This window comes from Terriglobia bacterium, assembly GCA_020072565.1.
In the GTDB taxonomy this organism is placed as follows: Bacteria; Acidobacteriota; UBA6911; order UBA6911; family UBA6911; genus JAFNAG01.
Genome location: JAIQGI010000006.1, coordinates 1 through 18,066 on the forward strand (window position 1 = coordinate 1; position 18,066 = coordinate 18,066).

At 57.5% G+C, this 18,066-nt stretch carries 10 protein-coding genes; 3 read left to right on the forward strand and 7 right to left on the reverse strand.

Translation table 11 applies throughout. The features are described from left to right. The first annotated feature begins 219 nt into the window (after window positions 1-219). Window positions 220-2,619, forward strand: a complete 2,400-nt coding sequence (locus tag LAP85_04810) for a hypothetical protein (protein ID MBZ5495700.1) — start codon at window positions 220-222, stop codon at window positions 2,617-2,619. Window positions 2,620-2,678: 59 nt separating this feature from the next. Beyond that, window positions 2,679-4,556 (forward strand): ABC transporter permease, encoded by a 1,878-nt coding sequence (locus LAP85_04815; protein ID MBZ5495701.1) that lies wholly within the window; start codon window positions 2,679-2,681, stop codon window positions 4,554-4,556. Between the two features lie 772 nt (window positions 4,557-5,328). Here the strand turns inward: LAP85_04815 and LAP85_04820 are convergent. The 6 genes from LAP85_04820 to LAP85_04845 all read right to left on the reverse strand — a co-directional run bounded on the left by LAP85_04820 (window position 5,329) and on the right by LAP85_04845 (window position 13,811). Next, the gene (locus LAP85_04820) at window positions 5,329-6,969 is read right to left on the reverse strand and encodes a DUF2817 domain-containing protein (protein ID MBZ5495702.1); all 1,641 of its coding nucleotides are present in this window, start codon (window positions 6,967-6,969) and stop codon (window positions 5,329-5,331) included. Between the two features lie 201 nt (window positions 6,970-7,170). Next, window positions 7,171-8,448: an aminotransferase class V-fold PLP-dependent enzyme gene (locus LAP85_04825; protein ID MBZ5495703.1), complete on the reverse strand. Its 1,278-nt coding sequence runs from the start codon at window positions 8,446-8,448 to the stop codon at window positions 7,171-7,173. 357 nt (window positions 8,449-8,805) lie between these two features. Then, complete coding sequence (locus LAP85_04830; protein ID MBZ5495704.1) at window positions 8,806-9,366, reverse strand: response regulator; 561 nt, start codon at window positions 9,364-9,366, stop codon at window positions 8,806-8,808. Next, entirely contained in the window at window positions 9,363-10,568 is a 1,206-nt protein-coding gene (locus tag LAP85_04835) for a response regulator (protein MBZ5495705.1), read from the reverse strand. Before LAP85_04835 ends, LAP85_04830 begins: the two co-directional genes overlap by 4 nt. Continuing rightward, window positions 10,565-11,779: an HDOD domain-containing protein gene (locus LAP85_04840; GenBank protein ID MBZ5495706.1), complete on the reverse strand. Its 1,215-nt coding sequence runs from the start codon at window positions 11,777-11,779 to the stop codon at window positions 10,565-10,567. Before LAP85_04840 ends, LAP85_04835 begins: the two co-directional genes overlap by 4 nt. 22 nt (window positions 11,780-11,801) lie before the next feature. Then, window positions 11,802-13,811 (reverse strand): PAS domain S-box protein, encoded by a 2,010-nt coding sequence (locus tag LAP85_04845; protein MBZ5495707.1) that lies wholly within the window; start codon window positions 13,809-13,811, stop codon window positions 11,802-11,804. A gap of 381 nt (window positions 13,812-14,192) precedes the next feature. On the opposite strand from LAP85_04845, the gene LAP85_04850 reads away from it, so the two are divergent. After that, window positions 14,193-14,966: a response regulator gene (locus LAP85_04850; GenBank protein ID MBZ5495708.1), complete on the forward strand. Its 774-nt coding sequence runs from the start codon at window positions 14,193-14,195 to the stop codon at window positions 14,964-14,966. A 71-nt stretch (window positions 14,967-15,037) separates the two neighbouring features. On the opposite strand, the gene LAP85_04855 is transcribed toward LAP85_04850, so the two are convergent. Continuing rightward, window positions 15,038-17,740 carry a PAS domain S-box protein gene (locus LAP85_04855; GenBank protein ID MBZ5495709.1) on the reverse strand — a complete coding sequence of 901 codons (2,703 nt, stop codon included), beginning with the start codon at window positions 17,738-17,740 and terminating at the stop codon, window positions 15,038-15,040. Between the last annotated feature and the right edge of the window lie 326 nt (window positions 17,741-18,066).

An 18,066-nucleotide genomic window follows, 5' to 3' on the forward strand; every position in this document is an offset into this window, starting at 1 on the left:
GGCGACCAGGTCAGACTGCGTTTCGAGCTCGAAAGCATCACAGAGAATACGACCTTCGTCCATCGCAAGCCTTACGGGGCACAATAACATTTTCATGCACCTGGGTGCACCCCCGGTGCATGGGAGACTGCGTTGATATTTTGTTTGTTTTGAACTGATTGTCCATACCCAACATCTTACTTAGTGATGAGACGAACGGGATTGCTATTAGGAGCCTGGTTGTGGATCTCCCCTCCATTGGCGGCTTACCACGTCTTTCAAATCCCGCATATAGCCGGGGACGGATGGATCACCTCCATCACGCTCTACAACGAGGGAGACCGCGCGGCAACCGCGACGCTCCGGCAGTGGAATGACGCCGGCATCAAGGGCCCGGAAACCCTCTGGACAGTAGTGGCTCACGGACATCTTGCCCTGACGCAAGAGGATCTGCTTGCCGGGGGCGTAGCCGCCGTCAGCACCGACGAGGATAAGATCCGGGTTAAACTGAGCTATCAGTATGGATACAGCCAATCGCTGTGCGAGCTTTTCGTGGACCCCGACGCCGACGGCACTCAATGGTTGGTCCCGAATTCACGAGGAGATTTGTTTTCATGGTTCGGCGTCGTGGTGGCTAACCTCGGCAAGCAGACGGCTTCAATCTCCATGACCGCTTTCAAGGACGGCGTCGAAGTGAAGAGCGCCTCCTTCCCTCTCAAACCCAATCGGAAGCGACTGGCATTGAGCGCGGAGTTGTGGAACCTCGAGTCGCGCGAGGTGGACGCCGTTTTCGTTACATCGGACAAACCGATTCCGGCCCCTCTCGGGATCTCGGGGGTGCCGGATCAAAGCCGGCATCTTTTCCTCGCCGGCGACCGGGTCGGCGGCGCGGCAGGCGAAAGACGGTTCTTCGTGCCGCATATCGGCGGAGATCTCTGGAGCACCCAGGTGGTCATTTACAATTTCGGAGCAGACCCGGCCACCTTCAGTCTGCACCAATATGACGACTCCGGGACTGAGATCAACACCATCTCCCAAAAGATGCCGCCGAAAGCTTCAGTCACTTTTTCGACCGGCCGGGATGGCCGGCTGCCTGGGAGCGGTTCCGCCCTGATCACCGGCAGAGGCGCACTGTCCGTGAGACTCAGTTATCGCTATCGAGAGTCTGAATCCTCCTGCGAGTTCTTCGCGAATGGGGACACGAGCCGGAAATGGTTCCTGCCCAATCCCATGAGGAGTTGGTTTGACTGGTTCGGGATCGCCATTCAGAACCCCGCGGGATCGTCCACGAACGCGCTCATCCGAGCCTATAGGGATGGAGTGGAACTGACAAATGCCGAGGTCCTGATCGGCCCCCGGCAGAAATATGCGGCCTTGCCGGAAAGGATGCTCGGCCTCAACCCGTGGGACTTCGACATGCTTTCGATAGAGACCAGTCAGTCGGTTCCCATGCCGCTTTATGTCATCGGCACCCAGGCGCAGGACCGGCATCTCTTCTTCGGAGGACAAGCACTGGCAGGTCCGTCGAAGCTGAGGAGCTGGGCCCTTCTCTTCTACGACGATGCGAAATTCCCCAACGCCTACGTTCCCACCAGAGATTTTTCTCTGGAAGCCTACTCGGGACCCAATCTGGATGTGCTCATCCTCGAGGGGACCGCGGACAGACCCACAACCCTTTACTATGTCAATCCGAACCGATCCTTGGCCGTGATCGACCCTCCCGATGAAAAGAACATGGGGGATTCAAACACTCTGTATGACTTCATCATGAAGGCGAAGACAGACTTTCCTGCGGAACGGTACGTCCTGGCATTCTATGACCATGGTCAAGGCTGGCAAGGCTGTTGCATCGATCAGAGCAGCAGCGACATCCTGAGCATGGATGAAATGCAGCGCGCCATCAGCCGGGCCGGGGGCGTGGATCTGGCTCTATTTACCGCACCCTGTCTGATGGGCGAGCTGGAGTCCGTTTATGAGCTCCGGGATTGGACGGACGTATACGTCGGCAGCGAAGACCTGAGCGCCTACATCTGGTTTGGCACGATTCAGTTCATCCGCAGCACACTGGAAGCGGATCCGGTAATCGGCAATAAAGAGCTCGGCCGCAGCATTGTGGACTCCATCGTCAAAAACATGCCCGCCATTCAATCAAGATTTGGAACCGGCATCGGAGGCAGTTACACCATGAGCGCGATTGACACCAGGGCGATAAGCCAATTGGTCGCGGACCTGAACGCGCTCAGCACGGCGCTCCTGGCTCAACCTCTGGCAATGAATGACCGGATCGATGCCATCTGGAGTTCTGTCCAGAACTACAACGACTACTTCAGCATCGATTTGTACGATTTTCTCGAGAAGTACGGTGCGCTGGAAACCCGAGCCGAAATAAAAACGCTGATCCGGAAGGCTCAGGAGAGTCTGAACGCTTGTGTTCTTGCAGAGGGTCATGGTCCGGCAAATTCGGGGAGCCACGGGCTTTCCATCTATTTCCCGTTGCCCCCGAATCTTGCATATCAGGATCTCTATTCCGACCCGGGTTTTGGACTCGATTTTCCGGCAGACACACAGTGGGACAAACTCATCAGATTTCATAAAGGTGTGGTCCCCCGCCAAAACAAATATCCTCTCCACGAAAAATAATCGAGGCGGCCGACTATTTGGCTTCCAGGAACGTCTAACGTCCTAAATGAGGAGGCCAGGTGAACCTGCCGGTATGGATCGATAACCGCGCGGCGGAGTTTCGCTATGCGCTGCGCATGATCTGGAAGACGCCGGGCATCTCGACGATAGCGGTTTTGTCGCTGGCGCTGGGGATTGGAGCGAACACGGCGATTTTCTCCCTGGTCGATACGGTGCTGCTGAAGTGGCTGCCCGTCAGGTCGCCGCAGGAACTGTACCTGGTGACGACCGGTACGAATACCTCATGGAACTATCCGGATTACACGGCGTTTCGCGATCACAACCACAGTTTCAGTGGTCTGGCGGCGTACAGCACCGGAGTGCAGCCGCTGGGAATGCAGGCGGGCAACGGAGGCTCGGGCGATAACACCGAGCTCGCGTATTCGCTCACCGTTTCCGGAAACTACTTCGGCGTGCTCGGCGTCCGGCCTGCCGTCGGCCGGCTGTTCGATGCCGAGGATGATCGCAAGCCGGGCGCTTCTCCCTATGTGGTCCTCAGCTTTGAATATTGGCGGAGCCGGTTCAATGCCGATGCGGGCGTGGTCGGCCGCAAGCTGCTGCTGAATGGTTTCCCGTTTACTATCGTCGGTGTTGCACGCCGAGGGTTCCGGGGCACGGATGTAACCGCCTCTCCGAATCTTTTCATTCCTCTCATGATGCGGAGTGAAGTGACGGGGGATCCGTTTACGCGCTGGAACAATCGGCACTACTGGTGGATGCAGGCGGTGGGCCGGTTGAAACCCGGAGCGACCATCCAGCAGGCGGAAACCGAGCTGTACGGCGTTTATCGCCAACAGGAGGCGGCAGAACGACGCGACGCGCCGAATTCACGTGTCCAGCAAGCGAAACCGATCGTGCTGAAGCCCGCTGCACGTGGATACTCTTTTGTGCGGAACCGGCTGGAAAGGCCGTTGCTCGTCCTGATGGCTGTGGTCGGCCTGGTCTTGCTCATTGCCTGTGCCAATGTGGCCAACCTGATGCTGGCACGCGGAGCGACCCGGCAACGCGAAATGGCTGTCCGGTTAGCGATTGGAGCAACCCGGTCGCGTCTGACGGGCCAACTGCTCATCGAGAGCATTATCATCGCATTGCTGGGTGGCGCGGCCGGACTGCTGTTTTCCTATTTCGGCGTGCGCCTGCTGCTCGGATTCGTTCCTCAGCTGGGGTCAAATCAAGTTGTCCTGAACGTGTCGCCGGACCTCCGGCTCCTGGGATTCACCTTCACGGTTTCTCTGATTACGGGTGTCTTATCCGGCATCGCCCCCGCATTGCGCTGCACCCGCCCCGACCTGGTTCCCATGCTTAAGGACGAAGTGCCGGGCTCGACGGGCCCTTCACGGCTGACGTTGCGTAATGCGCTGGTCGTCGCACAGGTCGCGCTCTCACTGATGTTGCTGATCGGGGCTGGCCTCTTCATTCGCAGCCTCGGCAATCTGCGCGCGATCGATTCCGGGTTCCGCAGTGATCACACGGTGATCGTGTTTGTGGACCCGAGCCGGAACGGGTACAAAGGCCAGCGGCTGCGCGATTTTTATGAGCGGCTGCGCGCCGGCGTGGAAACACTCCCGGGCGTGCAGTCGCTGAGCCTGGCGTTCATCACGCCGCTCAGCGGTACCCGCTGGAACCAGGACTTCACTGCCGAAGGATACCAGTGGCAGCCCGATGACCAGAAGTACGTCGATCTGAATGCGGTGGGCCCCCGTTACTTCGAGACCATTATCAGTTCGTCTCACTATTTCAGGTATAAGATCAATCCAACGCTGCCCCTGGGGCTTAGGCTATGTGACTCACTCCGTACAGAAAAAGAAGCGGAGGAAGAGTTGGAGGAACTATGTCCCCAGCCATATCCCAACCCGGCTTCGCCGAACAGGCCGAATCTCTTGTTAAGGGTGTATTGAGCTCCGAGAGCGCCGGAAATGCTATGGAAGGGGCTCTTGGCGTCACTGAGAATAGTTCCGGTTGTCTGATTAGACTGAGACTTCGACCACGAGTACAGATAGCGAGGGCTGACGTAGACGCTCAGATCTTCCCATTTATGCATGTAGAGAAGCCCGCTGATACCCCCTGAGATCGAGTATGACTTTGATTCGAGGGGTGAAGGAGCGACGGAAGGAGGGACCGCTAGTGCTCTTGAGTTTGCAGTTGACCTTGAAAATGTAATTTCAGGTCTGAGGGCAAATCGTTCGGTTAAATTCCAGGTCATTCCATAGGTCGGGAATCCTATGTTTAATCCCACCTTTCCCTTCTCCTGGGCGGGAAGCACACAGCAGATCATCGAAAAGAAAACCAGGGACAGGATCCAACGCTTGTTCATACAAGGCACCCTCCACCATGCTTTCTGCCTGAAAAGATCGCGATCACGGTGACGATCAGAGAATACAGGTCACCGCCGTCGCACTGTTATGGAACCACGTATATACATAGAGTCGCCTGTCTGCAGGAGGGTTCAATAAACTCAGCGTCATATTAATCCCATAGTTATTCTCCCCATTGAACATTTGCAGACCATGTGCAGGGCAAGGCTTAATCCGTATTATTCATGAGTGAATGGCAAGAATAGATCTCTGGACGCCGACAGTTTTGATCTTGTCGGCGTCCAAGAACTTTTGCCGCCCCGCAGGTGTTCTCTCGTCAGGGGACCGTGTCTCGAGTTCCTGGCGATCCTCTTTGCTATCGTTTGGCCGCCGGCGCACCGTACGGCACTACTGCCGGCTTGCCGTTGACGACCCGAACGAATGGGAAAGAGGAACCTTTTTGCGGCACGAGCTTGTACATCTGGTAGCGGATCAGGCCATATTCGGACTGCGGCTCGAGCAGGCACGAAATGAGATTGGCGGCAGGCTGCTCAACAGAGACATAGAAATCGCCCTTCTGTGTCGTGACTTTGCCGGGCTTTACTTCAACATCGATTCTCTCCGGGGCCACGTAATCCACCTTAGCCGGAACGATCTCCCTGATCTGATAGGTCTGAGCGGTGACAGCCGTGCTCTTGCTGAAGACGCCGACGCTGATCCCGTGATCCAGCAACGTCTTGACTACATCCTGGTGTTCCGCCGGAATGATGTAGCCGAGCGGCCGAGGCACTGCCAGCCGGGACTCGACCTTGGGAAGCCAGTTTTTCACCACCTGCGTTTCGACGGTGGGATTTTGAGCAGGATTCCCGCGCGCCCCGGCCGCACGCGCAAAGGCTTTCAGCGCAAGCTCGGGCTCCTTGGGATCGCGGACATAGTCCATCTTGAGATGTACGGCATTGTCGGGCGAAGGCTTGCCTGCTCTCCGAGCCAGATCCGCACGGCTGCCGCGCACCAGCGAAAGCACCTTTTTACTGTCGCCCGCCACTGCTTCGAGCAGGCCGGTTATTCCGGAATACTGCCAGCGCGACCTCTCCTGCAAAGTCTGCGTGTCACGGCGCGAGGAACACTCCTGAATAAACGAGAGGCTGTCATAGATGCCGAGACTGTTCCTGCCGTCATTCAGGTCCGTGGTGCTCGGCCTCATCTGAATCTCGCGCGGCTGGCCCTGCGCCGGACGGTCAGGCGCGCCCGCGGCCTGGTTGCTGCCCACCGTTTCCGAGACCAGGTACTCATGCCAGGTGAAGCCGTCCGCGGCCACCTTCTTTTCGATCGCCGGAAAGATCTTTTCTCTCGAATAGCGCTCGAGGCCGGGATTGATGTTCAGATTCGAAACGCACCCTGTTGATACCCGGTAGTAGTCATCCCCTTTTTCATGGAGGTCGAGCGTCACTTCGGGCATCCACGCGCGAAACACCATGTGGATCGCCCGGGTCTCGGGCGACTCGAGCTTCACATGATCGCGATTGAGGTCCAGGCCCTGCTCGTTTTCGCGCCGGTTGACGAAGTTGCCGTAGGGATTTGCCTGTGCAATGAAGAGGAAGTTGAGTTGCTTCAACAGCGGCTTGCGCTCGCCCACGGCCAGGTCGCGTATGAGCATCAGCGCCGCTTCTTTGGCCGATTGTTCGTTGCCGTGCTGCGAAGCCACAATCATGACCGTCGGCTTGTTGCGATTCAGGGCCTTGGGATTGTCAATGCCTTCCTCGGTAATGATGCACAGGTAGAGGTTGGCGGAGCGGAGTTCCTTCGCCTCGAGAGTCTTGCCGACAATCTGGACGACAGTCTCCCTGGAGGCCGTGTCGACGGCCTGAAGAAAACGGGAAACATCCTCATACTGCGTGTAGCGACTCCAGCCCGATTCCTCGGCGGGTGTCTTCAGTGACTGAGCCCAGAGCGGCACAGCCAGCAGTAGAATGATCAGGGCGGTTTGCATTTTAAAGCAGGACGATCGGGACGTCATGAAGCACCTCCAAAAGACACGGTCATGCCTGAAGAGAAAGAGCCCGGTATTGCTCAGCCACAAGGCGGCAGCAGGCCGCCGCTTCACTGAGGAGAACCAAGCCGGCCTGGGCGGTCCAGGCCGAACTGACAAAACAAGCTGCCTAAAGGCAATGGAGACCTTGACGGACAACCTCAGTTGTCTCCAAGGCGTGTGTTCGACTTATATCCTGAGCTCCTCGAGAGATTGGACAAGGTGGTCTACATCTGACTTCGTATTGTAAATGGTCAGGGAGATGCGCAGCCCGTTCAGCCCGAATTCGGTCATCGCACGGCAATCGATCTGGCGCGCGGTAAGCTTCTGGCCTAACTCGGTCACTTTGGACCCTTCGACCTCTACCGTAGTGATGCCCGCGGAGAGGCTGTCCGGTGCGGGCGTTTTGAACTTGTAGTAGGGTTTGCCCGACAAGCGTTCCCGGAAATACTGTTTGAGCTCTCGTATGCGGCCTTCTATGCGCCCGGCGTCGATGAGATTGCGAAAATCCAACGCCGTCCCGAGTCCCAGCACTTCCGGCAGATTCCTCGTATTGTAGTTCTCGAAGCGCTTGACGGACTTGTCTTCCCACCCTGCGGCCACGATCAGGGGGCGGATGTATTTCTGGGCATCCCTCTTTGCATAGAAGATCCCGACCCCCTTGGGAGCATACAGCCACTTGTGGGCGCTGGCGGCGTAAAAGTCGCAGCCGAGCTGTTTTACGTCAAAACAGAACATGCCCGCCGACTGAGCGCCGTCCACGGCCACCAGGATGCCGCGGGCGTGGGCGAGTTCGGAAACCTCGCGCACGGGCAGGATCATACCGTTGGTATTGATCACGTGACACATCGATATCACTCTGGTGCGCGGGCTGAGTGCTTGCCGGTATACCTCGACAATCTCCGCGGGGCTGGCGGGCAAAATAGGGAGCTTCGGCCGGATCAGCTTCACCCCTTTGGGTTCCTGCCAGTATTGCCAGCAGACGGTCCCGCTCGCATGTTCATGGTCAGCCAGGATCACCTCGTCCCCCGGCTTGAGATCGATACTGCTCGCGACGACGTTCATCCCTTCAGTCGTGTTGTGAATGAGGGCGATTTCGTCGGGAGCGGCTCCGAGCAGCGCTGCAGCTTTGGCGCGCACGCCCTCCTTGTCTGAATTCCATCCGCCCCACATGTATTTGGAGGGGAAGCCGTCCAGCGTGCGCCGGAATTTTTCGGTGGCATCGATCACGAGAGAGGGGGAAGGTCCGAGCGACCCGTTGTTGAAATAATAAAGGCCCTGGAGCAGCGGGAACTGGCTCCTGACGAGCTCCCAATACGGTTCCCCGCCCTCACGACTCGACAGGTCTGAGATCTGGGACCCTGCCTGAGCCAGGAGACGATGCCTGGCAGCCGCAGTCAGAAAGGCGCTGCCGGCGATCCCAGAGAACGCCTGTCTCGCAAAGTCCCGGCGATCCACTGCTTTCATATTTCCTCCCGATCACGCGGAGCAAACCACCGAATCTGCGGAACACTCCGATACTCCTCAGGGGTATCACCAATCCGGTGGTTATCTTTTCACGGGGTCGCAGTGTATCTCAGAACCCGGCAGCGGAACAAGCGCTTGTGGAATCCTCACCGGTCCGGATTCGATCGTTTCTCCGCCGGGGGCGGGGCTGGAGTTGCGACCTCCCGCAGGCGGGAGCGTCGCGAAAACCAGGCAAGATCGCCGTGACGCCGGGAACCTACCGGTTGGTGGCCGATATGCCGGGCTTCTTTGAAGCCCGGATCGTGGATATCCAGGTGAACTCCGGGCGCGTGACGGCGCTTAACGTCATGCTGAAGGTTAGTCGTGGTCCAGATGGCTGCAGATGTCACGCATCAGCTGATTGATGTCGCCATTCCAATCCTCGAGGAGAATGGCGCCGTCGCCGTCACGCTTGACTTTGGTGATGTTCGGGTACGCCCTTTCCAACTGCTTAATCATCGCGGATTGCCGTTTTACCTTGTGCAGCAACCTGCGCGCGGCAAGCATCAGTTCTCTCTGTTGCAGGCCCTGGCGGATCGAAGCGGCCAGGTCCAGGTGGTCACATGGCTTGATGAAAAACCGGGTAACACCGCCGTCGTTAATGGCGGCGATAGCGTTGTCAAGCGTGGCTCTTCCCGTCAGGATGAAACGGATGGTGTCCGGATACTTTTCGCGCACCTGACGCAGGAATACGGTCCCGGACATCGCGGGCATCTCTTCGTCGGAAACAACGACATCCACCGGCCGGGCACGCAGGATCTCAAGTGCTTCGGCTGCAGACCCTGCCTTCACGATATCATATGGCTCCTTGTGCAACGCACGGCACAGGCCTGCCAGCACGTTAGCGTCGTCGTCTACCAGCATAACCGTCGGTTTCATAACTTAGCCTCCCTCGATGCGCGAACGTCGGAATCTGATTCCGCATCCCGGATGACTTCGACCTGGATTGGTTCTTTGACGCCTTTAAGCTTCGCGAAGTTCTTGATGCGCTCGAGCATCGTTTCCGAGACCCAGTTCCCCGCCGTGATCAGGAGCGCGCCGTTGCAGGTTACGACATCCGACAGCAGAATCTGGCCGACCTTCAAGTCTTTGAGCGCCATGGAATGGACCGAGCGCTCCACGGCCTGTTTGAGCTTGGGTGGCGAGGCGAAGCACAGGAACGCGGCATCGAGGATGGCAGGATCATACCACCCCTCGCGCTTTCTCTGTACCTCCAGGGCCTTGGCCCTGGCAATCCCCTCGGTCTCAACCTGGGCGAGGTCTGTGAGTACTTTCAGCATTCTCGCTCCCAGAGGGATACGCGCCCCCCCTACCGTGTCTTTCGGAAAGCCCGACCCGTCGAAGCGTTTGTTTTGGTAGAGCACAATCCTGGCCACAGATTCCAAGCGCGGGATGTGAGCCAGGAGAGTGTGACCGATCTGAGGTATGTTCGACAGTATCTCCTTCTCGATGTCAGACAAAGGCTGCCCCGATTTTTCCTTGATGATGATCTCTGGCGGGACCGTGACGTGTCCAATCTGAGAGAGCATGGCCGCCAGCTCGAGCTCCCACGAGTCGGCAATTTTGAGCGCGCCGGAAAGGATTCGCATTGATTCGCGCAGCATGCGGGCGCGGCCGAACGACTGTGGATCGACGATGGAGAGGATCTCGGTCAGAACTCGAATGCTCCCGTTTAGGGTGTTCTGGAGCAGATCGCGCTCGGCTGAGATCAGCCGGTAACGGTCGATGCCCGCTTGAAGCGTCTGAGCGAGGTCCTGGGGAAGACATGGTTTGGTCAAAAAGCGGAAGATGTTGCCTTCGTTCACGGCTTCGATCGCCGCGCGTGTATCGGCGTTGCCCGTAAGCATGATGCGCACGGTATCGGGGGAACGCTCCTTGACCTTGGTTAGAAACTCAATCCCATTCATGCCGGGCATGCGCAGATCGGAGACCACGACCGCAAACGGCCCGTCATTCTCGAGCGCTTGGAGTCCCTCCGCGCCGCCCAAGGCGGTATCGATTTGGAACTGCTTGCGCAGCTGGCGCTGATAGGCCAAAAGGATATTCTGATCGTCGTCGACGCACAGAATCTTGTCTTTCATCCGCCTTCCCCTGGCGCCAAAGCATTCAGGCACCAGTGATGCCAGTCACCGAGCCTGTCAGTCTTGCCGATCGCTTCGATGTAGTCGAGGTCGAGCTTGGCCGCTCCCGTATGCGGCTGGCTGGCCTGAAGTTCGAATGCCAAGGCATCCGCGGCATGCACGGCGGACAGTGTGCCAAAGACTTTCTCGGCGCAGTCGCCCGGGCGATGGTGCAGGGCGATCGCTTCGATGATGGGATCAGGCAGGCCCCAGAGGCCCAGCATGTATGCGCCTACTTCGGCGTGCGTGGAACCGAGAACTTCTCTCTCCGCATCACACAGCCCAGCCCCGCCTTGCGCGGAAAGCGCGATCACTTCGCCGTATTGCCTGGGCCGGTTAAAGGCGAGCACCAGCTTTCCCAGATCGTGGAGCAAACCCGCGGTGAACGCCTCATTCACTGTGCCCTTGCTTGCATGCTCCCCCTCTGCGATCCGTTTCGAAAGGGCGCCGGTTGCCATGCTGTGACTCCAGATGTAATCCATCGAGCACCCCGGCGTGCGGCACCCATCAAACTTGGAGAACGCATTTAGCGACAGCACGAGGGACTGGATGGTATCCAAACCGAGGTAGGCGGCTGCCTCCATGGGATTGGAGACCTGGCGCTGAATCCCAAAAAAGGCGGAGTTCACCAGCTGAAGAATCTTCGCTGTCATTCCCAGGTCCTTCGCAATGATTTCACCGACGCGTCGAATCGAAGCCTCGGGAGACTGCAACTCCCGCACGATCTCCAGATAGAGGGAGGGGAGACTGGGCAGAGTACTCATCTGGCCGACCAGAAGCCTGATCTTCTCATTGGCCAACAGCGCCCGCAGGTTAATAGCACGGGCGATCGTAGATCGGAGCATCTCCGCATCGCAAGGCTTCGAAAGGTACTGATGGGTGACGCCAACCGAACGCATGATCAGCAACTGGTCGGCATATCCCGACAAAATCACGCGGATCACATTCGGATATTTCGTCCTGACCTCGGTCAAAAACTGGAGCCCGTTCATGACCGGCATACGCATGTCCGAGACCACGAGGTCGACCGGCACTGTGGCCATTATTTCCAGAGCCTCCGGCCCTCCGGTCGCAAAACGCATGTCCCACTCAGCTCGCATGACGCGCAGCATCCGGCCCAATCCTTCGAGAACATTCGGTTCATCATCGACGAAAAGGATGCTCTTTTTCATGCCGGTTTGCGCTGCTTACCCGTCAATCGAGTGGCAAACGAACGATGAATGTCGTCCCTTTGCCGATCTCGGTTTCAAAAGTGATCATGCCGCCGTGCTTGCCGACCACAACCGCATGGCAAATAGCCAAGCCCTGTCCTGTTCCTTTGCCCACCTCCTTGGTGGTGAAAAACGGATCGAAGATCCTGGGGCGCGCGGATTCGGGAATGCCCGTGCCCGTGTCCGAGACACGGATCTCCGCACCGTTCCCATCTCGGACCGTCTTGACTGTAATCTTCCCCTTCGACTGCGGTTCGGAGCCGAGGCGGTCTGCGATTGCATGGGCGGCATTGATGACAAGATTTAGAATGACCTGGTTGAAGTCACCCGGAAAGCACGGCACCAGCGGCATCGAGGAATCGAAATCCGTCACCACCTCGGCCACGTATTTGTACTCATGGCGGCACACAATGAGGGTGCTCTCGATGGCCTTGTGGATGTTGGTGGGCGTTTTCTCTCTCGTGCCGGGATGGGAAAAATCCTTCATGGCACGCACAATCGTGGCGACGCGGTCGACTCCCTCCAGGGTTTGCCCGATGGCCTTGGGAATCTCCTCCGAAAGGTATTCCACGTCCGCCGCTTGGACTCCCGACTCCACCTCCTGGACGAGCTCAGGGGTCACGTTTCCCTCTTTGCAGGCGGCAAGCAACCCCCAATAGGCCTGCAATGCGCTCTGCAGGTCCCCAAAAGCATCCTTTAAAAAGCGGGTGTTGTCGCCGACGTATTGGGTGGGAGTGTTGATCTCGTGCGCAATGCCCGCGGCCAGTTGCCCGACCGATTCGAGCTTCTGCGACTGGCGCAGCATGACTTCCATCCGGTCACGCTCTTTTTGCGCCCGCTTGCGCTCCGCGATGTCCCTGATTATCCCGACCGCGGTCCAGCGCCCGCGTAGTCTTACCGAAGACAAAGATAGTTCGGTAATTATCTCCGCTCCGTCCTTTCGGAGGCATGGTACTTCTGACGTCTGGCCTATGGCATTGCCCTGTCCGGATTCCCGCCACGACTGAAGGGCGGAGTGATGTTTGTCGCGCAGCCGCGCAGGGGCAATCAGGTCATGGAGGTTTCTTCCGACAATCTCTTCAGCGGTGTATCCGGTGATGCGTTCCGCAGCAGGGCTCCATAGGGTGACCAAGCCCTCATCATCCATCATCACGATCCCATCTTGAGCAGAGTTGACAACACACGTCAGCCTTGCTTCGCTCTCGCGGAGCGCGTCCTCGGCCCGCTTGCGCTCGGTGATATCCTGGATGCTGCCTTCGTAGCAGAGATCTCTCCCATCCGTATCCTTCACCGCTCGCGCACTGATACTGACCCAGATCTGATCGCCGCTTCTGCGGCGGAGTCTTGTTTCAAAGTTCCTGACAATGCCGTACTGGCCGAGCACTCCTAGAAGTTCTCTCCGATGTTCGGGTTTGGCATATACGCTTGATCCCACGTCAGATGCCGCTGCGATCAACTCCGCGGGTGTTTCGTAGCCCAAGATGTGAGCCATTGCGGGATTGGCAGTCAGCATCTGGCCGGCAGGCGTGGTTCGGTAGATGCCTACAGGCAAGTTTTCGAACATGGCGTGGTATTTCTCTTCCGCCTGTCGCAGGGTTTCCTGCGTTCTCATGGTCGAAGCGTGATACTGGTGGAGGGCACTCTCTATTGTTGTCTGCAGTTCTCGCTCGTTGAACGGCTTGAGGAGGTACCCGAGAGGTTCCGCAACCTTGGCCCGCTCCAGTGTTTTCTCATCCGCGGAGCCCGTCAAATAGACTACCGGAATATTCAGCTGGAACCTTATCTGTCTGGCTGCCTCCACGCCGTCCATATCACCTGGCAGGGTGATATCCATCAGCGCCAGATCGGGAGTCTCCGATCTCGCCGCCGCAACCGCCTGCTCCGCGCTGGAGACGACCGCAACCACCACAAAACCTGCCTTTTCCAGGCACTTCTGGATGTAGACTCCTACGACAGAATCGTCCTCGACAATCAGGATCTTTGCTTTCGTCATCTTCGATTCCCTCGTTCGATACTCCTCCACTCCGCTATGATCCAGGTTTCTTATCGGCGCCCGATCATGGATACCAAAGTTATCATTCCAGCTCAGCCCGTCAGGACAGGGCGGGCTCGTCTGCGCGGGAGAGAGGAATCTGGAAAGAAGTTCCGCACCCCGATTCTCTATGTACCTCAATGTGGCCGGCGACCACCGCGAGTAGATTGTTGAGGTCATGGGCCACGCCCCTGCGAGACGCCCGACGGCCTCCAATCCTAAACATCGCTGACCCGCTTTAATTTGCATGCAGACTGGAGTATCTGCGTTTTCTCGCCGATAGATGGGATAGGCGATCCCGGGGTGACCTCGGTCGCCGCGTTGAAATCTCAAGAGAGAACGATGCCAAGAGATAGAATCTTGCTCGTCGAAGATGAAGAGGCAATCGCAAACCTCACTGAGAAAACCCTGAGCAATCTCGGTTATGAAGTTGCTTTCACGGCACGGTCTGGTGAAGATGCAATTCGGACTTCCCGAGAAGACAAGCCGGATTTGGTTCTGATGGACATAGGATTGAAAGGGGCTATGGACGGCATAGAAGCGGCCAAGGAGATACGCCTCAACCTGGATATCCCGGTGGTCTTCCTCACGGCTGCTGAGGACGACAAGACTCTGGCGCGCGCCAAGACCGCCGAGCCTTTCGGGTACATCGTGAAGCCGTTCAGGCCCAGGGACCTGCGTGCCACGATTGAGATTGCTCTGTCGCAGCACCAGGCCAATCGCAGGCGAGCGGACCGGACCCTGCAGGAAGCGGAAAAGAGATTCCGGTCGCAGTTTTATGATGCCGTGGCGGGCATGTTCCAAGCCAGGGTCGATGGGCAATTCCTTCAAGCAAACCAGGCTCTCGTCCGCATGCTGGGCTACGAGTCCGTGGAAGATTTGCTTGCCGCGGCCAAAAACGTAGTGCAAGTGCTTAAGGTCGATCTCAATCCCGGCCAGGAGCTCGCGCCAGTATGCCAGAATCCAAGCGGCACGAAAAACTTCGAACTGCAGGCGTACCGTAAGGACGGGAGCACGATTTGGGTATCAGGAAGGGTGCGCGCGGTTCGCGATTCCAGAGGGAACGTGCTCTGCTATGAAGGCAACGTCATGGATATGGGAACTCCGGGTTATTAAGGGATGATCGGGATGTTGCGCAGGGCCCTGGAGTGCAGCGGTCATGAAGTGATCACGGCCTCCACCGCAGACTATGCGATTGAATCGAGCACCTCCCGAACCTTGCGCGCGAGAGCATCGGCTTTGAAGGGTTTTGAGAGGAAGGCAACGCTTGAGTCCAATACCCCATGATGGACGATCGCGTCGCTTGTGTATCCGGAAACAAAGAGAACCTTGATGCCTGGGCGGGCGGCCTCAATTTGAGAAGCCAACGCTTTCCCACTTGTTTCTGGCATGACGACATCGGTTAGTAGCAGATGGATCTCCCGAGCATACTCTTGAGCTATACGCAAGGCTTCCCGGCTATCTGACGCCTCAATCACGGTGTAGCCTCGCTCGCGCAGAACCCGCATGATCAACGTCCGCGCCGCCGAGTCGTCTTCAACCACGAGCACTGTTTCGATCCCGCGGAGAGCAGGCTGCGCTTTTTCATCGCCGGCGAGCGTAATAGCTTTCCCCTCCACGCGCGGGAGATAGATCTTGAACGTGGTCCCACTGCCCGGCTCGCTGTAAACCCAGATGAAACCACCGCTTTGCTTGACGATTCCATAAACGGTGGACAAACCCAAGCCTGTGCCTTTGCCCGGTCCTTTGGTGGTAAAAAAGGGCTCAAATATACGGGACTGGGTCTCCGCGTCCATGCCAATCCCATTGTCGCTGATCGCCAGCATTACATATCGACCCGCCGGCACCACGGCACGTCTACGAACATACTCTTCGTCGAGATCGGCGTTGGCAGTTTCAATGGTTAGTCGGCCCCCTTGGGGCATCGCCTCACGAGCATTCACGGCGAGATTCATGATGATCTGCTGAATTTGTCCAGGATCGGCCTTAACCAGTCCCAGGTCCGGTCGGGCAACGGCATTCAGGTCGACATCCTCGCCGATCAGCCGGCGAATGATCGAGCTCGTCTCAGCAACCGCATCATTTAAATCCAGAATCCTTGGTTGGAGTATCTGCCTGCGGCTGAAGGCTAGGAGCTGGGATGTCAGGGAGACGGCGCGCTCTCCGGCTTGCTTGATCTGCTCAAGGTCGCCGCGCTTGGGATCGTCTTTCGCAACCTCGCTCAGTAAGGAATCGGTATAACCATTGATCACCGTGAGCAGATTGTTGAAGTCATGGGCCACACCGCCCGCGAGAATCCCGATGGCCTCCATCTTTTGTGCTTGCCTGAACTGAGCTTCCAGACGCTTGCGCTCTGTGATGTCTTCGACCGTACCTTCATAACGAAGCACCTTGCCCTCAGGGCTGCGGATGGCTCGGGTAGAAAACGAAACCCAGATAATGCTCTTGTCCTTGCGGTATGATTGACACTCAAATCCGATTACGAAGCCCTGTTCTTCGAGCAAACGCGCATACTCCCGCCGCCGTTCAGGATCAACATAGAGTTGGTGCGCAATATCCTGGACGGTGGATATGACTTCCTCTGGAGAGGAATAGCCCAGGGTCCGCGCCAGGGCAGGGTTGACTGTAAAGAATCGCCCTTCCGGGGAGCTCTGAAAAATGCCCTCAACAGCGTGCTCAAAGAGGCTCCGATACTTCTGTTCCGCTTGCCGCTGCGCTTCCTCCGCCAGCGTGCGCCCCGTGACGTCCACCGCAATTCCGGCCAGCAGAACCGGCTTCCTTTCGATCCGGATCGGGAATTTGTAGGTTTCGAATGTGCGGCTGATCCCGCGGCAATCCACAACTGTTTCTTGGGCAACCACCGGGCCGTGCTCGAGCGCTTGCCGGTCATCCTCTGTCATTCGGAGCCCCGCTTCTCCCGATACCAGTCCCAGCGTGGTTTGGCCCTCCCAATCCTGGAAGCCAAGCAACTCTTGGAGATATCTGTTGGCGAACAAAATCCGCCCGGCCGCGTCTTTGATGAACGCGCCGGCAGGAAGATTAGCCATGAACACGGAGAATCGTTCCTCACTTTCCCGCAGGGCCTCTTCGGCCCGCCAGCGCTCGGTGACGTCGTCGTACACAGCCACAATTTCGCCTGTCCGCAGCTTATAGACGGAATTTTCCCTCCACCCGGAAATATGTCCATCTTCGTAAATCGAAGTCGGGTGATGCTCAGGCATTCCGGTCCTCCACACGCGCTGAAATACCTCCAACAATCCCATTTTCCGAATGCCGGGGAAAACCTGCGTGACACGTTTCCCGATAAGATCATCAGTTCTTACCTTTTCGATTTGCTCCCCAGCCGGATTGAAATCCTTGAAGACGAAATCTTCACCATCCGCGCATGCCTCATAGACGGCGACCGCGCTCTTGATCTGCCTGAACAACTCCCGATATCGATCCTCGGTGGCCCGCAGGGCCTCCTCAGAGCGCTTGCGTTCGGCAATCTCAGATTGCATGGCCTCGTTGGCTGTGGCCAATTCTGCAGTGCGTTTTCGGATCTTCGTTTCCAGTTCTTTGTGGGCGCTGCTCAGTTCACCCTCCGCCCGCCCGCGCCGTGCGCTCAGCAAGCTGATCACAAGCGATACAATCATGAAGATGCCTAGCTGGGGCAGGTCTGCCAAGTCCAAGTTTGGAAAACGGGTCCGGTGAAAAAAGAAATAATTAACGATGAGAGCCGATGATATCGCCGCCAACAGGGTAGGCCCCGGACTCCCGTGCCAAGCAACCACCACGACGGCCGCAAAAAACAGGAGGAAAACGTTTTGCTCCATCAGGGGTCGCAGGAGAAGCGTGAGTTGGAGCGCGAAAGCCACAACCAGGACTGCCCCGATGTATTGAAGCGCCACAGAATATCTGCTCCTGAAGGGCCGAAAAGGGGCGCTTTCATTAATAGGCTGAGTTACGGTACGCGATGGTTCCATGAGGCCTCCAATCTTGCCGCGCCCTTAATTTCTTGATAGTCGCACCGCCAGAGCCGTCGAAGCTCTCAGGAATGAATCCTTTCAATCAATCTTCGAGGCTGAACGGATCCCTCTTGCGATTCTTAGATCGGCGCCGCCTCCTAAATCCCCGCTGACGGTTGCCTAGCAGGAAAGCCGCCAGACCTTCCCAGAGCAAACACACTACACCCAACCATATACAAGAACGTAAAGCAGTGAAAATCGCCTACTCG